Annotated in this window: 14 protein-coding genes; 4 read left to right on the top strand and 10 right to left on the bottom strand. The window is 67.9% G+C overall.

Annotation, left to right across the window (positions count from 1 at the left end):
- Window positions 1-442: 442 nt before the first annotated feature.
- The gene (locus BLS81_RS19145) at window positions 443-871 is read right to left on the bottom strand and encodes a CBS domain-containing protein (RefSeq protein ID WP_093226303.1); all 429 of its coding nucleotides are present in this window, start codon (window positions 869-871) and stop codon (window positions 443-445) included.
- A 78-nt stretch (window positions 872-949) separates the two neighbouring features.
- Between BLS81_RS19145 and BLS81_RS19140 the strand changes: the two genes are divergently transcribed.
- The gene (locus tag BLS81_RS19140; RefSeq protein WP_093226301.1) at window positions 950-1,231 is read left to right on the top strand and encodes a hypothetical protein; all 282 of its coding nucleotides are present in this window, start codon (window positions 950-952) and stop codon (window positions 1,229-1,231) included.
- Between the two features lie 3 nt (window positions 1,232-1,234).
- On the opposite strand, the gene BLS81_RS19135 is transcribed toward BLS81_RS19140, so the two are convergent.
- The 6 genes from BLS81_RS19135 to hisS all read right to left on the bottom strand — a co-directional run bounded on the left by BLS81_RS19135 (window position 1,235) and on the right by hisS (window position 8,924).
- Window positions 1,235-2,749, bottom strand: a complete 1,515-nt coding sequence (locus BLS81_RS19135) for a DUF4139 domain-containing protein (RefSeq protein WP_256326342.1) — start codon at window positions 2,747-2,749, stop codon at window positions 1,235-1,237.
- Window positions 2,749-4,176 carry a DUF4139 domain-containing protein gene (locus BLS81_RS19130; RefSeq protein WP_093226300.1) on the bottom strand — a complete coding sequence of 476 codons (1,428 nt, stop codon included), beginning with the start codon at window positions 4,174-4,176 and terminating at the stop codon, window positions 2,749-2,751. Before BLS81_RS19130 ends, BLS81_RS19135 begins: the two co-directional genes overlap by 1 nt.
- 193 nt (window positions 4,177-4,369) lie before the next feature.
- Window positions 4,370-5,341 (bottom strand): DUF4167 domain-containing protein, encoded by a 972-nt coding sequence (locus BLS81_RS19125; protein WP_093226298.1) that lies wholly within the window; start codon window positions 5,339-5,341, stop codon window positions 4,370-4,372.
- Between the two features lie 263 nt (window positions 5,342-5,604).
- A complete protein-coding gene (gene prmC, locus BLS81_RS19120) occupies window positions 5,605-6,402 on the bottom strand; it encodes a peptide chain release factor N(5)-glutamine methyltransferase (RefSeq protein WP_176787269.1) in 798 nt (265 codons plus the stop codon).
- A 117-nt stretch (window positions 6,403-6,519) separates the two neighbouring features.
- The gene (gene prfA / locus BLS81_RS19115; protein WP_093226295.1) at window positions 6,520-7,593 is read right to left on the bottom strand and encodes a peptide chain release factor 1; all 1,074 of its coding nucleotides are present in this window, start codon (window positions 7,591-7,593) and stop codon (window positions 6,520-6,522) included.
- Window positions 7,593-8,924 (bottom strand): histidine--tRNA ligase, encoded by a 1,332-nt coding sequence (gene hisS, locus BLS81_RS19110; protein WP_093226294.1) that lies wholly within the window; start codon window positions 8,922-8,924, stop codon window positions 7,593-7,595. Before hisS ends, prfA begins: the two co-directional genes overlap by 1 nt.
- Window positions 8,925-8,995: 71 nt before the next feature.
- On the opposite strand from hisS, the gene BLS81_RS19105 reads away from it, so the two are divergent.
- From BLS81_RS19105 to ppa, 3 genes are all read left to right on the top strand, one after another.
- Window positions 8,996-9,637, top strand: a complete 642-nt coding sequence (locus BLS81_RS19105) for a DUF1345 domain-containing protein (RefSeq protein WP_093226309.1) — start codon at window positions 8,996-8,998, stop codon at window positions 9,635-9,637.
- Window positions 9,638-9,699: 62 nt separating this feature from the next.
- Window positions 9,700-11,607 carry a M61 family metallopeptidase gene (locus BLS81_RS19100; RefSeq protein ID WP_093226292.1) on the top strand — a complete coding sequence of 636 codons (1,908 nt, stop codon included), beginning with the start codon at window positions 9,700-9,702 and terminating at the stop codon, window positions 11,605-11,607.
- A 36-nt stretch (window positions 11,608-11,643) separates the two neighbouring features.
- Window positions 11,644-12,198: an inorganic diphosphatase gene (gene ppa, locus BLS81_RS19095; RefSeq protein ID WP_093226291.1), complete on the top strand. Its 555-nt coding sequence runs from the start codon at window positions 11,644-11,646 to the stop codon at window positions 12,196-12,198.
- Between the two features lie 98 nt (window positions 12,199-12,296).
- On the opposite strand, the gene BLS81_RS19090 is transcribed toward ppa, so the two are convergent.
- From BLS81_RS19090 to BLS81_RS19080, 3 genes are read right to left on the bottom strand one after another with little or no spacing between them, the layout of a single operon-like run.
- Complete coding sequence (locus tag BLS81_RS19090) at window positions 12,297-12,647, bottom strand: TfoX/Sxy family protein (RefSeq protein WP_093226289.1); 351 nt, start codon at window positions 12,645-12,647, stop codon at window positions 12,297-12,299.
- Entirely contained in the window at window positions 12,647-13,126 is a 480-nt protein-coding gene (locus BLS81_RS19085) for a GNAT family N-acetyltransferase (RefSeq protein ID WP_093226288.1), read from the bottom strand. The genes BLS81_RS19090 and BLS81_RS19085 overlap by 1 nt, the downstream gene beginning before the upstream one ends.
- Window positions 13,123-14,010, bottom strand: coding sequence for a DMT family transporter (locus BLS81_RS19080; protein ID WP_093226286.1), 888 nt, complete (start codon window positions 14,008-14,010; stop codon window positions 13,123-13,125). The genes BLS81_RS19085 and BLS81_RS19080 overlap by 4 nt, the downstream gene beginning before the upstream one ends.
- Window positions 14,011-14,037: the final 27 nt, after the last annotated feature.

Here is a 14,037-nt window from a genome sequence, read left to right as displayed (position 1 = left end):
CAGCGAGCGGAATAACCCGTCAGGAAAGTGCATCTCAAGGAGCATGGTCTGCACAAATTCTTACGTATGGATACGTGAAGGACTTGTGAGCCAGCATAGCTTTAAACGAGTACCGAACGCCTTGAAAACGCCCGAACCCGCAAGCCGCCGCCCACATGTCCCTTCATCTAAACCAACAATGTCAAAGAGCGCAAAATACCGACGCCCAACCTAACCCCCTTTTACCGGGGCGGTCTGGCGCCGAACATTTGGTGACCACCGCGCCGGCCGTGTCGGCCACCGCTGCGGTGACACCCCTCTAGGACCACACCCCAATACCGTCAAACACTTTTTGCAGTTTTTTGACGATACGCCCCAAAACACACGGATTTCCGCCATTTTCAACGTGACACTACCGAGTCATGGTAGCCCGAATCGGGTCATGCGGCGATTCGGACGCCCTTCAGGCCGACTGGATGTAGCTGCGCATCGCTTCCGCATCGGCTTCGATCCGATCGATGCGATATTTGACGAGATCGCCGATCGAGATGAAGCCGATCATCCGTCCGCCCTCGACCACCGGCAGATGCCGGATGCGCCGGCGCGTCATCAGCGAGAGCGCGCCGAGCACCGCCTCGTCGCGTGACACGGTGATCGCCGGCGCGGTCATCACATCGCCGACCGGGTTATCGAGCGCCGCCGCACCCTGCGCGGCGAGCGCGTGGATCACATCGCGTTCCGAGAAGATCCCCGCCACGGCATCGCCGTCGAGCACGGGCACCGCGCCGATACGCTTTTCGGCGAGCAGCCGCGCCGCCTCGGCGACGGTGGTGGTTCGCGGAACCGCGGTGACGTCGGCGCTCTTGGTTTGCAGAATCGCTTCGATGGTCATGGCATCTCTCCTCGGCATACGCGCTTTGCGGGTTTGGCCGTGCTTGAGAAATCCTCCTTTCGGGCGCAAAGCGCAAGCATGGACGAGCACCCGCATGGCCTCGACGATCCGGCGGCGGCCGCCTTCGCCTGGGCGCGCTTCCGACGCATCCTGCTGTGGATGGGCGTGGTCGCAGTCGTGTTCATCGCGGCGGCGGTCTGGGCGCTACAGGCGACCTACGGCCCGCTGTCGTTCATCGCCATCCTCGCGGTGGTCGGCGGCGCGGGCGGATCGATCATGCTGGCGGCGGCGCTGATGGGGCTGGTGTTCCTCAGCTCGGGTACCGGCCATGACGAATCGGTCGATCGCCGCGAGACGTGAGGCTCACGCTTCGTCGATCTGCCGGTAGCGCAGGGTGACGCTCCCGTTCGCGGGTACGGTGACGGGCATGCGCAGCGTGCCGTCGCGGCGGAGCAAAGGCACCGAGGGTTTGCGGATCCGCGCGGGCACCGCATCGATCTCGGCCTCGAAGCGGATCGGTCGCGGCGTGGCATTGCGCACGACCAGCCCGTAATCCTCCCAATGCTTGCCCGTGGCGAGGTGCGTCGACTCGACGCGCACCTCGGTCGCGGTGGCGAAATCGATCTCGACATCCTCGCCGATCGCCTTGTCGGTGACCGCCCCCTCGCCGATCAGCAGCCGCGTACGCCCGTGCGGCGCGAACACCGCGACCGGGCCGGCGGGAAGCGGCACGCCGAGCCCACGGTCCGCGCGGTTGGTCGCGCGCAGCACCATCCGCACCGCGCCGGGATCACCGTCGCTCAGCCGGACGCGGTAGAGCAGATCGACCGGCACACCGCCGCGATCGAGCAACGCGACCTGCTTCTGCGCCATCGCCGCGACATTGGTGCGATCCGGCACGCGGTACAGCTTGAGGTCGCCGAGATCCTCCTGCTTCACCATGCGCTTGGCGCCGGTCACAACGATGTCCATGGCACGCTCCATAGCCATCGGCGCGGGCGGTGGAGGCGGGGGTGGTGGTGGTGGGACACTCTGCTGTACCGGCTCTTCCGGTTCGGACAGGCATTGCAGTACGAGCGATGGCACACCAAGCCCGCCCGGATACGGCGCGCTGTCCTCGCGCTTGACCTTCCCCGCCACCACCATCGTCTCGGCATCGGGGAAGCTCGTCACGTCGCCGCTCGCCAGCGTCACCCACGCCAGCAGATCGGCGCTCGCGCCATCGGGCCGCAGCGTCGCGACGTAATTGGCCTGCCAGTCGAACCCCCAGGCGAGATAGGACAGCGTCAGCGTCACCGTGCGCGCGGCAGGCGAATCGACCTGAACCGACAGCGTCGGCGTGTCGGGCAGCGCCGGCGGCACGCCGTGGTAGCCGATCGCATCCGCGCCGCCGTGGCAATCGACCGCCTCGAACCCCGCCGCCGTCTGGACGATCGCGGCGCCATCGGGGCCGGAGCGGAGGATGCCCGCCTCCTCGACCAGGCGCTTGCCGGTGCGGCGGCGGATCGTCACCGGGCGGCCGAAGCTCGCGCCGTACAAGCTGCGCGGCGACAGCAGGTCGGCGTCGAGGTTCTTCTCGCGCACGCCTTCGGGCAAGCCGCTGACGATCGCGCTTTCGGGGAGGATGCCCGCTGACACGCCCTTGAAGCGGATCACCGCGAGTCCGGCCGGCAACGTCACGGTGCGCTGCTCGGTGATGAGCGCGTAACCACGCAACCACCCGCGATCGATCGCGGTGTCCGGGGCACGCTCGGGCGCGCGGTAGATCGTCACCGCGAGCTTCTGCGGCGCGGCCGAGTCGATCGTCGGTGCGTCCTGCGCCACCGATGGCGCGGCGAACGCGACCAGCACCGCCGCCGCCAGCGCGCACACGCGCATCAGTAGCGCGTGTCGAAGGTCGCGGTCAGGCTCGCCGATCCGTTGGCGGGCACGGCGACATGCCACACCGCCTCGTCGGCATCGGCGCGCTCGCTCTTCTGGCTTTCGTCCACGATCCGCGTGTCATGCCACCAACTGTCGAGCCCGGCCTGCGCCAGCTCCACCGTCACACCCCCGGCGCGCGCATTGGTGAGCGTGTAGCGCATTGTCGTGCGCCAGCGCGTGTCGCCGACCTTCTCGCGCTTCTCGACGACGGGCAGGATCTTGACGTCGAACGCCTCGCCTGTCTTGAGCGCGAGCGCGGAGCCCATCGGCGTGTGCGGGATCGCGCTTTCGCCGATGAACTGCGGGCTGCCGCGCACGTCGCGCATATAGACGCGCACCGTGCCGGCGGGCAGCGCATCGCCGAGCCCGCCGTTCTTCGACGACGAGAATTTCAGCACGGTATCGACGCTCGCCGCCTCGTCACGCTTGCCGAGCCAGGGGTTGCGGTAGAAATAGACCTTGGCGGCGGGCACGCCGGCGGCGTTGAGGAAGCTCACCTGCTTGGTCTGCGCGCTGGCGATCGTCGTGCGTCCGCTGAGCGGATAGACGTAGAAATCGCCGAGTTGCTCGCGTCCGCTCGTCTCGGTGCCGGGCTGGCTGCCGCGCGGGGGCCGAGGCACGCCGAAGCGGTTGGGGCGATAGCCGTCATCCTGGCCGTCACCGACCGTCCCGGCGACCAGCAGCGTGCGCGCGTTGGTGAAGGTGGTGCCGCTGGTGTTCGACAGCGTCACCCAGCCCTGCACGTCGAGCTTGCCGGCGCGCTCATCGAACAGCGCGACGTAATCCGCCTTCCAGCCGAGCCCGCGCGACAGATAGCTGAGCGTCACCGGTCGCGCGCCCGCCGCCTCGGCATCGAGCGTGATCGACAGCGTCGGCCGCGCGCGCAGCCCCGCCGGCAGCGACGGGAACACGACATGCGCATTCTCGCCCAGCACCTCGATACGGTTGCCGATCTGGACGATCGTGCCGCCATTGTTGGCGAGCACGCGCGCGCTCTCGCGGGTTTCGGCGCCGGTGGCGGGGTTGGTGCGCACCACCGTCACGGTTTGGCCGACCGCTTTGTCCATCAGCTTGCCGGGCGAGAGCAGGTCGTAATCGAAATTCTGCTCGACGATCGCCGCGCCGGGCGCGGCAAGCGTCACCGTCTCGGGGCGGATTCGCGCCGAGACGTCGGGGAACTCCTGCCGGCTCGTCCCGCGCGGCAGCGTGATCCGCCGCGTGTCCTGCACGAGCGCGAGATCGTTGGCGTAGATCGTGACCGAAACGTCGCCCTGCGCGCTGGGGCTGGAAGCGGCGGCGGGGCCGGGCGCGTCCGGGGCGGTCTGCGCGATCGCGGGTGCGGCGACCAGTGCCAGCACCGCCGTCGAAACTCCAAGCCGCATCGCTTTCTCCCCCGTTCGCGCCGCCAGCGCTACGCTAGGGCCGCGACCGGACGATGACAATGCGCGCCAAACGGCCCGAAGCGCCCCCATGACGCCGTTCGCACCGAGCGCAGTCGAAGTGCGTGCCCCAGCCGCACCGACCCGCCCCCACGCCGATATGCTCAGCATCAAGGCGCGACGGGCGGGTTCGTCGTTATGCCTGGACCGGCTCGGTCGCGGGCGGACGGCCGCGGCGGCGGCGCGGCTTCTCGGCCGGCTCGGCGTCGGCATCCGCGACCGGCGCGGCGTCCTGAACCGGCGCCGCCTCCGCCGGAGCGGCGCTGGCGGTGAGCGAGGGCGGCAGCAACCCGGCGTCGAAGATCGGCGCGGGCTCCGCCTCGACCGGGGCCGTGCGGCGCGGGCGCCCGCGACGGCGCGGCTCGGCGGCGGGCGGCTCGGCGGCCGGGGTCTCGGGCGCGGGCGTCACCGCCGCGACCGCGACCTCGGGCTGATCGGCGGGAGCGTGTTCCGCGGCTTGCTCGACCAGATCAGGTTGCTGCCCGGCGCGCGGCGTGTCCTCGCGCGCTTCCCGGCGGCCGTCCTGACGCCCATCCTGACGGTTCCCGTCACGCTGCGGGCGGCGATCATCGGCGAAGCGTTCCTGGCGCGGCTGGCGCTCGGGGCGGTCGTCGCGGCGCGGGCGGTCGTCGTCGGACTGGCCGTTGCCGTTCCGCTGGCCGCCGTTCGCCCCGTTCTGGGCGTGGCCGTTGCCATTCTGGTTGCCGTTGGGCTGCTGACGCGGCGGCTGCGATTGCTCGCCGCGGATCGGCTCGCCCTCGTCCTCGTAATCCTGCTCGTCCTCATCGAACGTGTTGGCACCGCCCAGGCGGCGCCCCTGCCCCTGCGACGACGGGTTGGTCTCCTCGAAACGCGCGCGCGTCTCGGCGAGCACGCGGAAATAATGGTCCGCGAACTGGAGATAATATTCGGTGTTGACGCGGTCGCCCTGCATCTGCGCGTCGCGCGCGAGCGCCTTGTATTTCTCAAGGAGCTGCGCCGCGTTGCCGCGCGCCCGATTGTCGATACGGTTGCCATTGTCCTGGCCGCGGCCCGGATTGCCACCCTGCGAGCGCTGCTGCTGCCCGCCACGACCGCGACGACGGCCGGCTTGACGATTGTTAATCAACTGCTTTTTGTCCTGTCCTTCGAAACCAAACCGGCGTGTGCTCCACGAGTATGTGAATGCATGCCCCTGGCCATTCCGACACAGACCAAGTCTGGCGGAGAGAGCCTGCCACGATCGCCGGACCACAGCGATTTCATGACGAAGGAGGCGGGCAACATCCCGATATCGACCCGACTACGGCGAAATCGTATGCCCCAATAGCCGTGCAATAGCGGCTGACGCACGATAATCCAAGCGGAATATTGTTTCCGTTCGGAGACGTTTCAAGACGCGATCAGCGCGCGCGCGTGCCCGGCGAGGTCGCGCCGCAGCGCCACCGCGAACCCGGCGGCGGCGAGCAGTTCGGAAACGGCGTCGGCCTGCGTCGCGCCGATTTCGAGGATCGCCGCCCCGCCGGGCGCGAGCAACGGCGCGAGCTGCGGGACGATCGCGCGATAGTCGTCGAGGCCATCCTCGCCCGCGAACAGCGCCGTGCCCGGCTCATGGTCACGCACCTCGCGCGGCAGCGGCTCGCGCGTGCCGATATAGGGCGGGTTGGCGAGGATCAGGTCGAATGTGCCACCGATGCCCGCCGCCCAGTCGCCCAGCCGGAAGTCGGCGCGGTCGGCCATGCCGAGACCCTGCGCATTGCGCCGCGCATAGTCGAGCGCGGCGGCCGAAGCATCGACGCCCAGCCCGGTCGCCTGCGGCCACTGATCGAGCGCGGCGAGCAGCAACGTCCCCGGCCCCGTGCCGAGATCGAGGATGCGCACCGGCGCGCGCCCAGCGAAATGGTCGATCGCCGCCTCGATCAGCGTCTCGCTGTCGGCGCGCGGGATCAGCACGCCGGGGCCGACCGTGAGGTCGATCGTCCAGAACGCGCGGCGGCCGGTGATATAGGCGACGGGTTCGTGAGTGAGGCGACGCGCGAGAAGGGCGGCGAAGGCGTCGGGCACGGCGTCATCGAGACGGCCGAGCAACAGCGCCTCGCGGGACACCCCAAGCGCATGCGCCATCAGCACCTCGGCATCGAGGCGCGGCGTCGGCGAAACACCGGCGAGCTCCCGCGCGGCAGCCGCCAGCGCAACCCTAACTCCCCTCCCGCTTGCGGGAGGGGTCGGGGGAGGGCCTGTCAAACCGAGAACGGCGCATGTGCGGACACGCCTTCCCCTAACCGCTCCCGTGAACGGGCGGGGAACTCACCCATCGAGCGACGCCAGCCGATCAGCCTCGTCCTCGGCGATCAGCGCGCCGATCAGCTCGTCCATCTCGCCCTGGAGGATTTCGGGCAGCCGGTGCAGCGTCAGGTTGATGCGGTGATCGGTCACGCGCCCCTGCGGGAAATTGTAGGTGCGGATTCGCTCGGAGCGGTCGCCCGATCCGACCATCGATTTGCGCGCCCCCGCGCGCTCCGAATGGAGCCGCTCGCGCTCCATTTCGTACAGCCGCGTGCGCAGCACCTTCAAAGCCTTGGCCTTGTTCTTGTGCTGCGATTTCTCGTCCTGCTGGATCACGGTCAGCCCGGTCGGGATGTGGACGATCCGAACCGCCGAATCGGTGGTGTTGACCGACTGGCCGCCCGGCCCGGAGGATCGATATACGTCGATCCGCAGATCCTTGTCGTCGATCTTGATGTCGACATCCTCCGCCTCGGGCAGCACCGCCACTGTCGCCGCCGAGGTGTGGATTCGCCCGCCCGCCTCGGTGGTCGGCACGCGCTGGACGCGGTGGACGCCGCTTTCGAACTTCAATCGCGCGAACACGCCCTTGCCCTCGACCGAGGCGATCGCTTCCTTGAAGCCGCCGCTTTCCGAGGACGAGGCCGAGATCAGCTCGACCCGCCAGCCCTGCCGCTCGGCATAGCGCTGGTACATGCGGAACAGGTCGCCCGCGAACAAAGCCGCCTCGTCGCCGCCGGTGCCGGCGCGGATTTCGAGCATCGCCGCGCGCTCGTCGGCGGCGTCGCGCGGCAGCAGCGCGAGCGCGAGCGCACGTTCCGCCTGCGGCAGCGCGGTGCGGATCGCTTCGCTCTCGTCGCGCGCCATCTGCTTCAATTCGGCGTCGCCCTCCGCCTCCATGCCCGAGAGTTCATCGAGTTCGGCGCGCAGCCGCCGCACTTCCCCCGCCGCGCGCGCGACGGGTTCGAGTTCGGCATATTCCTTCGACACCGCGACGAACCGTTCGGACGAGAGATCACCAATCGCCATCTGCGCCTGCAACTCATCCCGCCGCGCCTCGATCTGCGCGATCCGCTCGGGGGAGATGGTGGTCATCAAATATAGAACGCGAAGTCAGCCAAAGCGCGCTCCTCTGGCAGAACCTCAGAAACTGTGCCCGCGCTATCCAGATACTGTCGCCCGAGCGCTTCGGCTTCGTCGCCGCTCAATCGGCCACCGCCCTTACCTGCCTTGACATCGATGTAGATCGTCGGGGCTCGACGTGTCTCGATCGGCATTTCAGTGACGACAAATACCAGCAACGGTAACTTGGTTTGTGCCTTATCGTAGCGCTTCTTTGCGGAGCCGCCGAGTACAAATTCCGCGGAGATCCCCGCCCGTCTCAGCGCGCTGGTGACGGCGATAACTTTGTCAGAGAGCACATCAAGATGGGTTGTTACGACGACTTGGCTCGCCTCCACCGCCGGCGCCTCGATCAGCATCGCCAGCCGCTCGACCCCCGCCGCCCAGCCGACACCCGGCGTCGGCGGCCCACCAAGGCTCTCGATCAGCCCGTCGTAGCGACCACCGGCCAGCACCGTACCCTGCGCGCCGAGCCGATCGGTGACGAACTCGAAGGCGGTGTGGCGGTAATAATCGAGCCCGCGCACCAGCCGCCCGTTGCGCGTCCACGCCACGCCAGCCGCATCGAGTCCCTTGGTCACGCTCTCGAAGAACGCGCCCGCATCGGCGGTAAGATAATCGTCGATCCCCGGCGCGGCATCGGCGATCGGCCGGTCGCGCGGGTCTTTCGAATCGAGGATGCGCAGCGGGTTCTTCTCAAGCCGCGCGAGGCTGTCCTCTGACAACTCCCTACGATGCGCCTCGAAATGCGCCACCAGCGCCGCGCGCCACGCATCGCGCGTCGCCGCGTCGCCGAGCGTGTTGAGCTGGAGCGTCACGCCGTCGGCGATCCCCAGTTCGTGCAACAACTGGTCGGCCAGCACGAGCAGTTCGACATCCGCTGCCGGCTCGGCCGCGCCGATCACCTCGGCGTCGATCTGGTGGAACTGGCGGAAGCGTCCCTTCTGCGGGCGTTCGTAGCGGAACACCGGGCCGTGCGTGGCGAGCTTGAGCGGCGCGTACTGCTGCCACCCCTCGGTCAGATAAGCACGCGCGATGCCCGCGGTGAACTCGGGCCGCAGCGTCAGCGAATCGCCGCCGCGATCCTCGAACGTGTACATCTCCTTGGAGACCACGTCGGTCGTCTCGCCGAGCGAGCGCGCGAACACCGCGGTGCTCTCGAACACCGGAATTTCGAGCCGCTGGAAGCAATACAGTTTCCGAACGCGCTCGAACGTCTCGACGACGTGCGCGAAGCGGCGCTGCTCCTCGCCGAAGATATCCTGCGTGCCGCGGATGCGTTTTGGGGTTTCGATGCGTGCCATAAAGCCGCGTCCTCTAGGCCCAAGCCGCGCGCTTGAAAAGCGGTGGCGGAAGCGGCTACCGCTTGGCCGTCATGAAGCGCCTCAACCTCGGCCACACCGTCGCCCCGCCGCGCTTCATCGCGTTCGGAATCGTGTTCGTAATCGGCCTCGCCACGGCGATCCCCGCGCTCGGCTGGAGCCGTGGCGCGATGGCGGCGTTCGACGCGGCGAGCCTGGTGTTCCTGGTCCTCGTCGCGTCGCTGCTGCGCAATATCGAGATCGATGATATTCGGCGCTCCGCGCGCAACAACGATGCCAATCGCGCCGGCCTGCTCGTGCTGACCGGCGTGACGATGCTCGTCATCCTCGTCGCGGTCGCCAAGGAATTGCAGGGCAAGAATGATCTCAAGATCATCGCGCTGGTGATCGCGACACTGGTGCTGGCGTGGCTGTTCTCGAACACCGTCTACGCGCTGCACTATGCGCATCTCTATTACAGCGAGGCGGCGGGCAAGGATTCGGGCGGGCTCGACATCCCCGAATGCGACGAACCCGATTATTGGGACTTCCTCTATTTCAGCTTCACGCTCGGCATGACCTTCCAGACCTCGGACGTTCAGATCACCTCGCGCCAGCTCCGCCGCGTGGCGCTCGGCCACAGCCTCGCCGCCTTCGTGTTCAACCTCGGCGTTCTGGCCTTTACCATCAATACGTTAGGAAACGCCGGGAACTGACTGGACTAGGGTAAGGAAGCCGCGCTACGCTCGTAACGCAATTCCCTTTTCCGCTGGATTTCATGCACCGCACACTTGCCCCGCTCGCCCTCGGCGCCCTCGCCGTCCTCCCCGCTCACGCCGAAAACTCCAAGCCGCAGCCGGTGCCGTTCACGGACACCATTCCGGCCGCGCGCGACGTCGCCTTCCCCGGCACGGTGACGCTCGACATCGACGCGACCGACACGCGGCGCGGCATCTTCACCACCCATGAGACGATCAGCGGCGTATCGGCGGGGCATATGGTGCTGCTGTTCCCGAAATGGCTCCCCGGCAGCCACTCGCCGACCGGCCAGATCGACAAGCTCGCCGGGCTGCACATCAGCGCGAACGGGCAGGAGATCGCCTGGACGCGCGATCCGGTCGATGTTTACGCCTTCCATATCGACGTGCCGCAGGGCGCCAGCGCGCTCGACATCAAGCTGCAATTCCTGTCCGCGACCAAGTCGGATCAGGGTTCGATCGTGATGTCGCAGAACCTGCTGCGGCTCCAATGGAATTCGATGAGCCTCTATCCCGCCGGCTATTTCACCCGGCAGATCCCGGTGCAGGCGACGGTGAAATACCCCGACGGCTGGACCGCCGCCTCGGGCCTGCCCTCGACCGCGACCGGATCGACCTATCGCTACCAGCCGACCAATTACGAGGTGCTGGTCGATTCGCCGGTGCTCGCCGGACGCTATTACAAGAAATGGGCGCTGTCGCCGCGCGTCAACCTCGACGTGTTCGCCGACAATGCCGCCGAGCTCGCCGCCACCCCCGAGCAGATCGCCGCGCACGAACGCCTCGTCACCCAGGCGGTCAAGCTGTTCGGCGCGCAGCATTACGACACCTATGAATTCCTGCTCGCGATCTCCGACCAGATCGGCGGCATTGGCCTCGAACATCACCGCTCGTCGGAAGACGGGGTCAAGCTCGGCTATTTCCTCAACTGGAAGGACGGCCCCGGCCCGCGCAACCTGCTGCCGCACGAATATACCCATAGCTGGGACGGCAAGTTCCGCCGCGGCGCCGAGCTGTGGACCCCCGATTTCCGCGCGCCGATGATCGACAACTCGCTGTGGGTGTACGAAGGCCAGACGCAATTCTGGGGCTATGTGCTCCAGGCGCGCTCGGGCATCGTATCGAAGCAGGACACGCTCGACATGTATGCGTCGATCCTCGCCTCGCTCGACAACCGGCCGGGGCGGAACTGGAAGCCGCTGATCGACACCACCAACGATCCCACGATGTCGCAGCGCCGCCCGCGCGGCTGGGTGAGCTACCAGCGCTCCGAGGATTATTACAACGAGGGCCTGCTGGTGTGGATGGAGGTCGATTCGATCCTCCGCCGCGAATCGAAGGGCAAGAAATCGATCGACGATTTCGCGCGCGCGTTCTTCGGGCTGACCGACGGCGATTACGGCGAAGTCACCTACACGTTCGACGATGTCGCCAAGACGCTCGACCAGATCGTGCCATATGATTGGGCCGGGCTGCTCCACAAGCGCCTGACCGAGACCGGCGCGCCCGCGCCGATCTCCGGTTTCGCCGCCAACGGCTATAAGCTCGTCTATACCGAGGAGCCCTCACCCGCTTCGAAGGACAGCGAGAAGACCCGCAAGATCACCGATCTCAGCTATTCGCTTGGGGTGACGATCGGCAAGGACGCCGAGATCACCGCCGTCGGCTGGAACACGCCCGCGTTCAAGGCGGCGCTGACGCCGGGCGACACGATCGTCGCGGTCAACGGCGCGGCCTATACCGATGCCGGGATCAAGGCCGCGATCACCGCGGCGAAGACCGCTTCGGCGCCGATCGCGCTGATGGTCAAGCACGGCACCGCGATCGACACCGTGACCATCGACTATCATGGTGGCCTCCGCTATCCGCATCTTGAAAAGATCGGCTCTGGAGAGGGTGGTCTGGATCGCTTGCTGCAGCCGCGCTAACGCACGGCCATCGACCAACAGGGACAGGATATACGAATGCGGATCGACATGATTCCCACCGGCAAGAACCCGCCGGAAGACCTCAACGTCATCATCGAAGTTCCCGTCGGCGGCGAGCCGGTGAAATATGAATTCGACAAGGCCAGCGGCGCGCTGTTCGTCGATCGCATCCTGCACACGCCGATGCGCTATCCGGCCAACTACGGCTTCATCCCGCACACGCTCTCGCCCGATGGCGATCCGCTCGATGCGCTGGTGGTCGCGCGCTCGCCGTTCATCCCCGGCTGCGTGGTGCGCGTCCGCCCGATCGCCGTGCTCAACCTCGAGGACGAAGCCGGCGGCGACGAGAAGCTGCTGACCGTCCCGGTCGATGCGACCTTCCCCTATTACAGCAAGATCGGCGAAGGCAGCGACCTGCCCGAGATCGTGATGCAGCAGATCGAGCATTTCTTCACCCACTATAAGGATCTCGAGGCGAAGAAGTGGGTGCGCGTCGGCCAGTGGCTGGGCGCGGAAGATGCCCGCCGCATCGTGATCGAATCGATCGAGCGCTACAAGCAGGCGAACCAGAAAGAGCCGTCGGCCGTCTAATCGACTCCTCGTCGCCCCGGCGCAGGCCGGGGCCGCTGCATAATTTGGCGGGCCGCGTGCCCCAAACACAGCGGCCCTGGCCCGCGCCGGGGCGACGGTTATGTCTTCCGCGTCTTCACCGGCGCACGCCGGCTCGCGGCGATCGCCAGGCCGGCCCAGTCGCGCATCGCATCGGCATCGTCATACACGTCGTCCGGCGCGCGCCGGTAATTGATCGACTGCACCTTGCCGCCGTCGCGCGTCACCGCGAACCGCTCGGCGCCGATCGCATCCCACGCGGCATCGCTCTCGGCGTCGGCCTTGAACCACAGCGCATCGAACGCGAGGATCGCGAACGCGAACCCGTCACAATAGAGCGCGGCGCCGCCGAACATCCGTTTTCGGCTGATCGCGCCCAGCGGCGCGCAGGCCTCCGTCACCCAGTCGGCCAGCCCCTCGTCGACCGCCATCAGCGCCCCGCCAGTTTCGTCAGCGCCTCCCCCGAGACGCGCTGCACCGTCCACGCGTCCATCGCCTCGGCGCCGATCCGGCGATAGAGTTCGACGGCGGGCGTGTTCCAGTCGAGCACCCACCATTCGAACCGCGCGCAGCCGCGATCCACCGCCACCCGCGCGAGTTCGCGCAGCAGCGCCGATCCCGCCCCCGCCCCGCGCGCGTCCGGCGTAACGTAGAGATCGTCGAGCCAGATCCCGCGCACCCCGGTCCAGGTCGAAAAATTGTGATAGAACACCGCCACGCCCACGCGCGCGCCATCGATCTCGGCGATCAGCGTCTCGGCGGCCGGACGCGCGCCGAACAAGGCTTCGTGCATCAGCGCCTCGGTCGCGACCACCGCCTCGGGTTCCTTCTCGAACGCGGCGAGCTCACGCACGAACCCCAGGATCGTCGGTACGTCGTCCGGGCGGGCGAAGCGGATCGTCACGGTCACAGGCTGGTCTCCAATGCGGGTGGGCGCAGGCGGGCACGCAGGCCGCCCACACAGCCGGCGATGATGAGCGCCGCGCCGGCCAGCGTATAGGACGACAGCCGCTCCGAAAACACCAGCCAGCCGAGCAGCGACGCCCAGACGAACGCGGTATATTCGCTCGGCGCGAGGTCGCTCGCGCGGCCGCGGGCATAGGCCCAGGAGAGCAGCATCAGCGAGGTCGTCGCCAGCGCCGCCGCGCCGACCAGCGCCGGCCAGTGCCGCGCCGCCGGCGCGGCGGCGAACAGCGGCGCGGCGGCGAGGAGGATCACCGCGACGATCGCGGTCTGGAAGAAGGCGATCTCGACCGGGCGGGCGACCTGCGCCTGTTGCCGCATCAGGATGATATTCCACGCATAGCACAGCGCCGAGCCGAGCACCGCAAGCGATCCCGGCACCGCCTCCGGCCCGATCTCGGCGCGCGCCTGCCCTGAGACGATGATCGCTATCCCGGCGAGCGCGACGCCCGAGCCGATCAGCGCGCTACGCCCGATCCGCTCGTGCAGCAGCAGCGCGGCGAGCAGCAAGGCGACCAGCGGCGCGACGAAGGTCAGCGCCACCGCCTGCGCCATCGGCACGCGCGCGAGGCCCCAGAAGAACAGGATCGTCATCGCCGCCGAGATGCCGCCGCGCAACAGATGCACGCGCAGCACCGCGCGCGCCGGCCAGGGGGTGCGCGCGCCCACGAAGATCGCGCCGGTGATGACCGTCCCGGCGAGGCTGCGCCACAGGATCGCGTTATACGCCCCGATCGCGAGCGAGAGCCCCTTCATCACCGCGTCCATCACCGAGAACACCGCGATCCCGAGCGTGGCGACGGCAAAAACAAGGGCGGGCGGCGGCTTCATCACGCCGCCGTGTAGCGGTGTGGCGGG

The organism is Sphingomonas sp. NFR15 (assembly GCF_900103265.1).
Taxonomy (GTDB): domain Bacteria; phylum Pseudomonadota; class Alphaproteobacteria; order Sphingomonadales; family Sphingomonadaceae; genus Sphingomonas; species Sphingomonas pollutisoli.
The sequence above is the reverse complement of the archived record's forward strand: the minus strand, read 5'-3'. Positions and strand labels throughout refer to the sequence as shown.

What these genes read in the sequence shown, in the direction of transcription:
- BLS81_RS19145 (WP_093226303.1), bottom strand. Translation starts at nt 871, where the DNA reads ATGACCATCGAAGCGATTCTGCAAACCAAGAGCGCCGACGTCACCGCG.
- BLS81_RS19140 (WP_093226301.1), top strand. Translation starts at nt 950, where the DNA reads ATGGACGAGCACCCGCATGGCCTCGACGATCCGGCGGCGGCCGCCTTC.
- BLS81_RS19135 (WP_256326342.1), bottom strand. Translation starts at nt 2,749, where the DNA reads ATGCGCGTGTGCGCGCTGGCGGCGGCGGTGCTGGTCGCGTTCGCCGCG.
- BLS81_RS19130 (WP_093226300.1), bottom strand. Translation starts at nt 4,176, where the DNA reads ATGCGGCTTGGAGTTTCGACGGCGGTGCTGGCACTGGTCGCCGCACCC.
- prfA (WP_093226295.1), bottom strand. Translation starts at nt 7,593, where the DNA reads ATGACCACCATCTCCCCCGAGCGGATCGCGCAGATCGAGGCGCGGCGG.
- hisS (WP_093226294.1), bottom strand. Translation starts at nt 8,924, where the DNA reads ATGGCACGCATCGAAACCCCAAAACGCATCCGCGGCACGCAGGATATC.
- BLS81_RS19105 (WP_093226309.1), top strand. Translation starts at nt 8,996, where the DNA reads ATGAAGCGCCTCAACCTCGGCCACACCGTCGCCCCGCCGCGCTTCATC.
- BLS81_RS19100 (WP_093226292.1), top strand. Translation starts at nt 9,700, where the DNA reads ATGCACCGCACACTTGCCCCGCTCGCCCTCGGCGCCCTCGCCGTCCTC.
- ppa (WP_093226291.1), top strand. Translation starts at nt 11,644, where the DNA reads ATGCGGATCGACATGATTCCCACCGGCAAGAACCCGCCGGAAGACCTC.
- BLS81_RS19090 (WP_093226289.1), bottom strand. Translation starts at nt 12,647, where the DNA reads ATGGCGGTCGACGAGGGGCTGGCCGACTGGGTGACGGAGGCCTGCGCG.
- BLS81_RS19080 (WP_093226286.1), bottom strand. Translation starts at nt 14,010, where the DNA reads ATGAAGCCGCCGCCCGCCCTTGTTTTTGCCGTCGCCACGCTCGGGATC.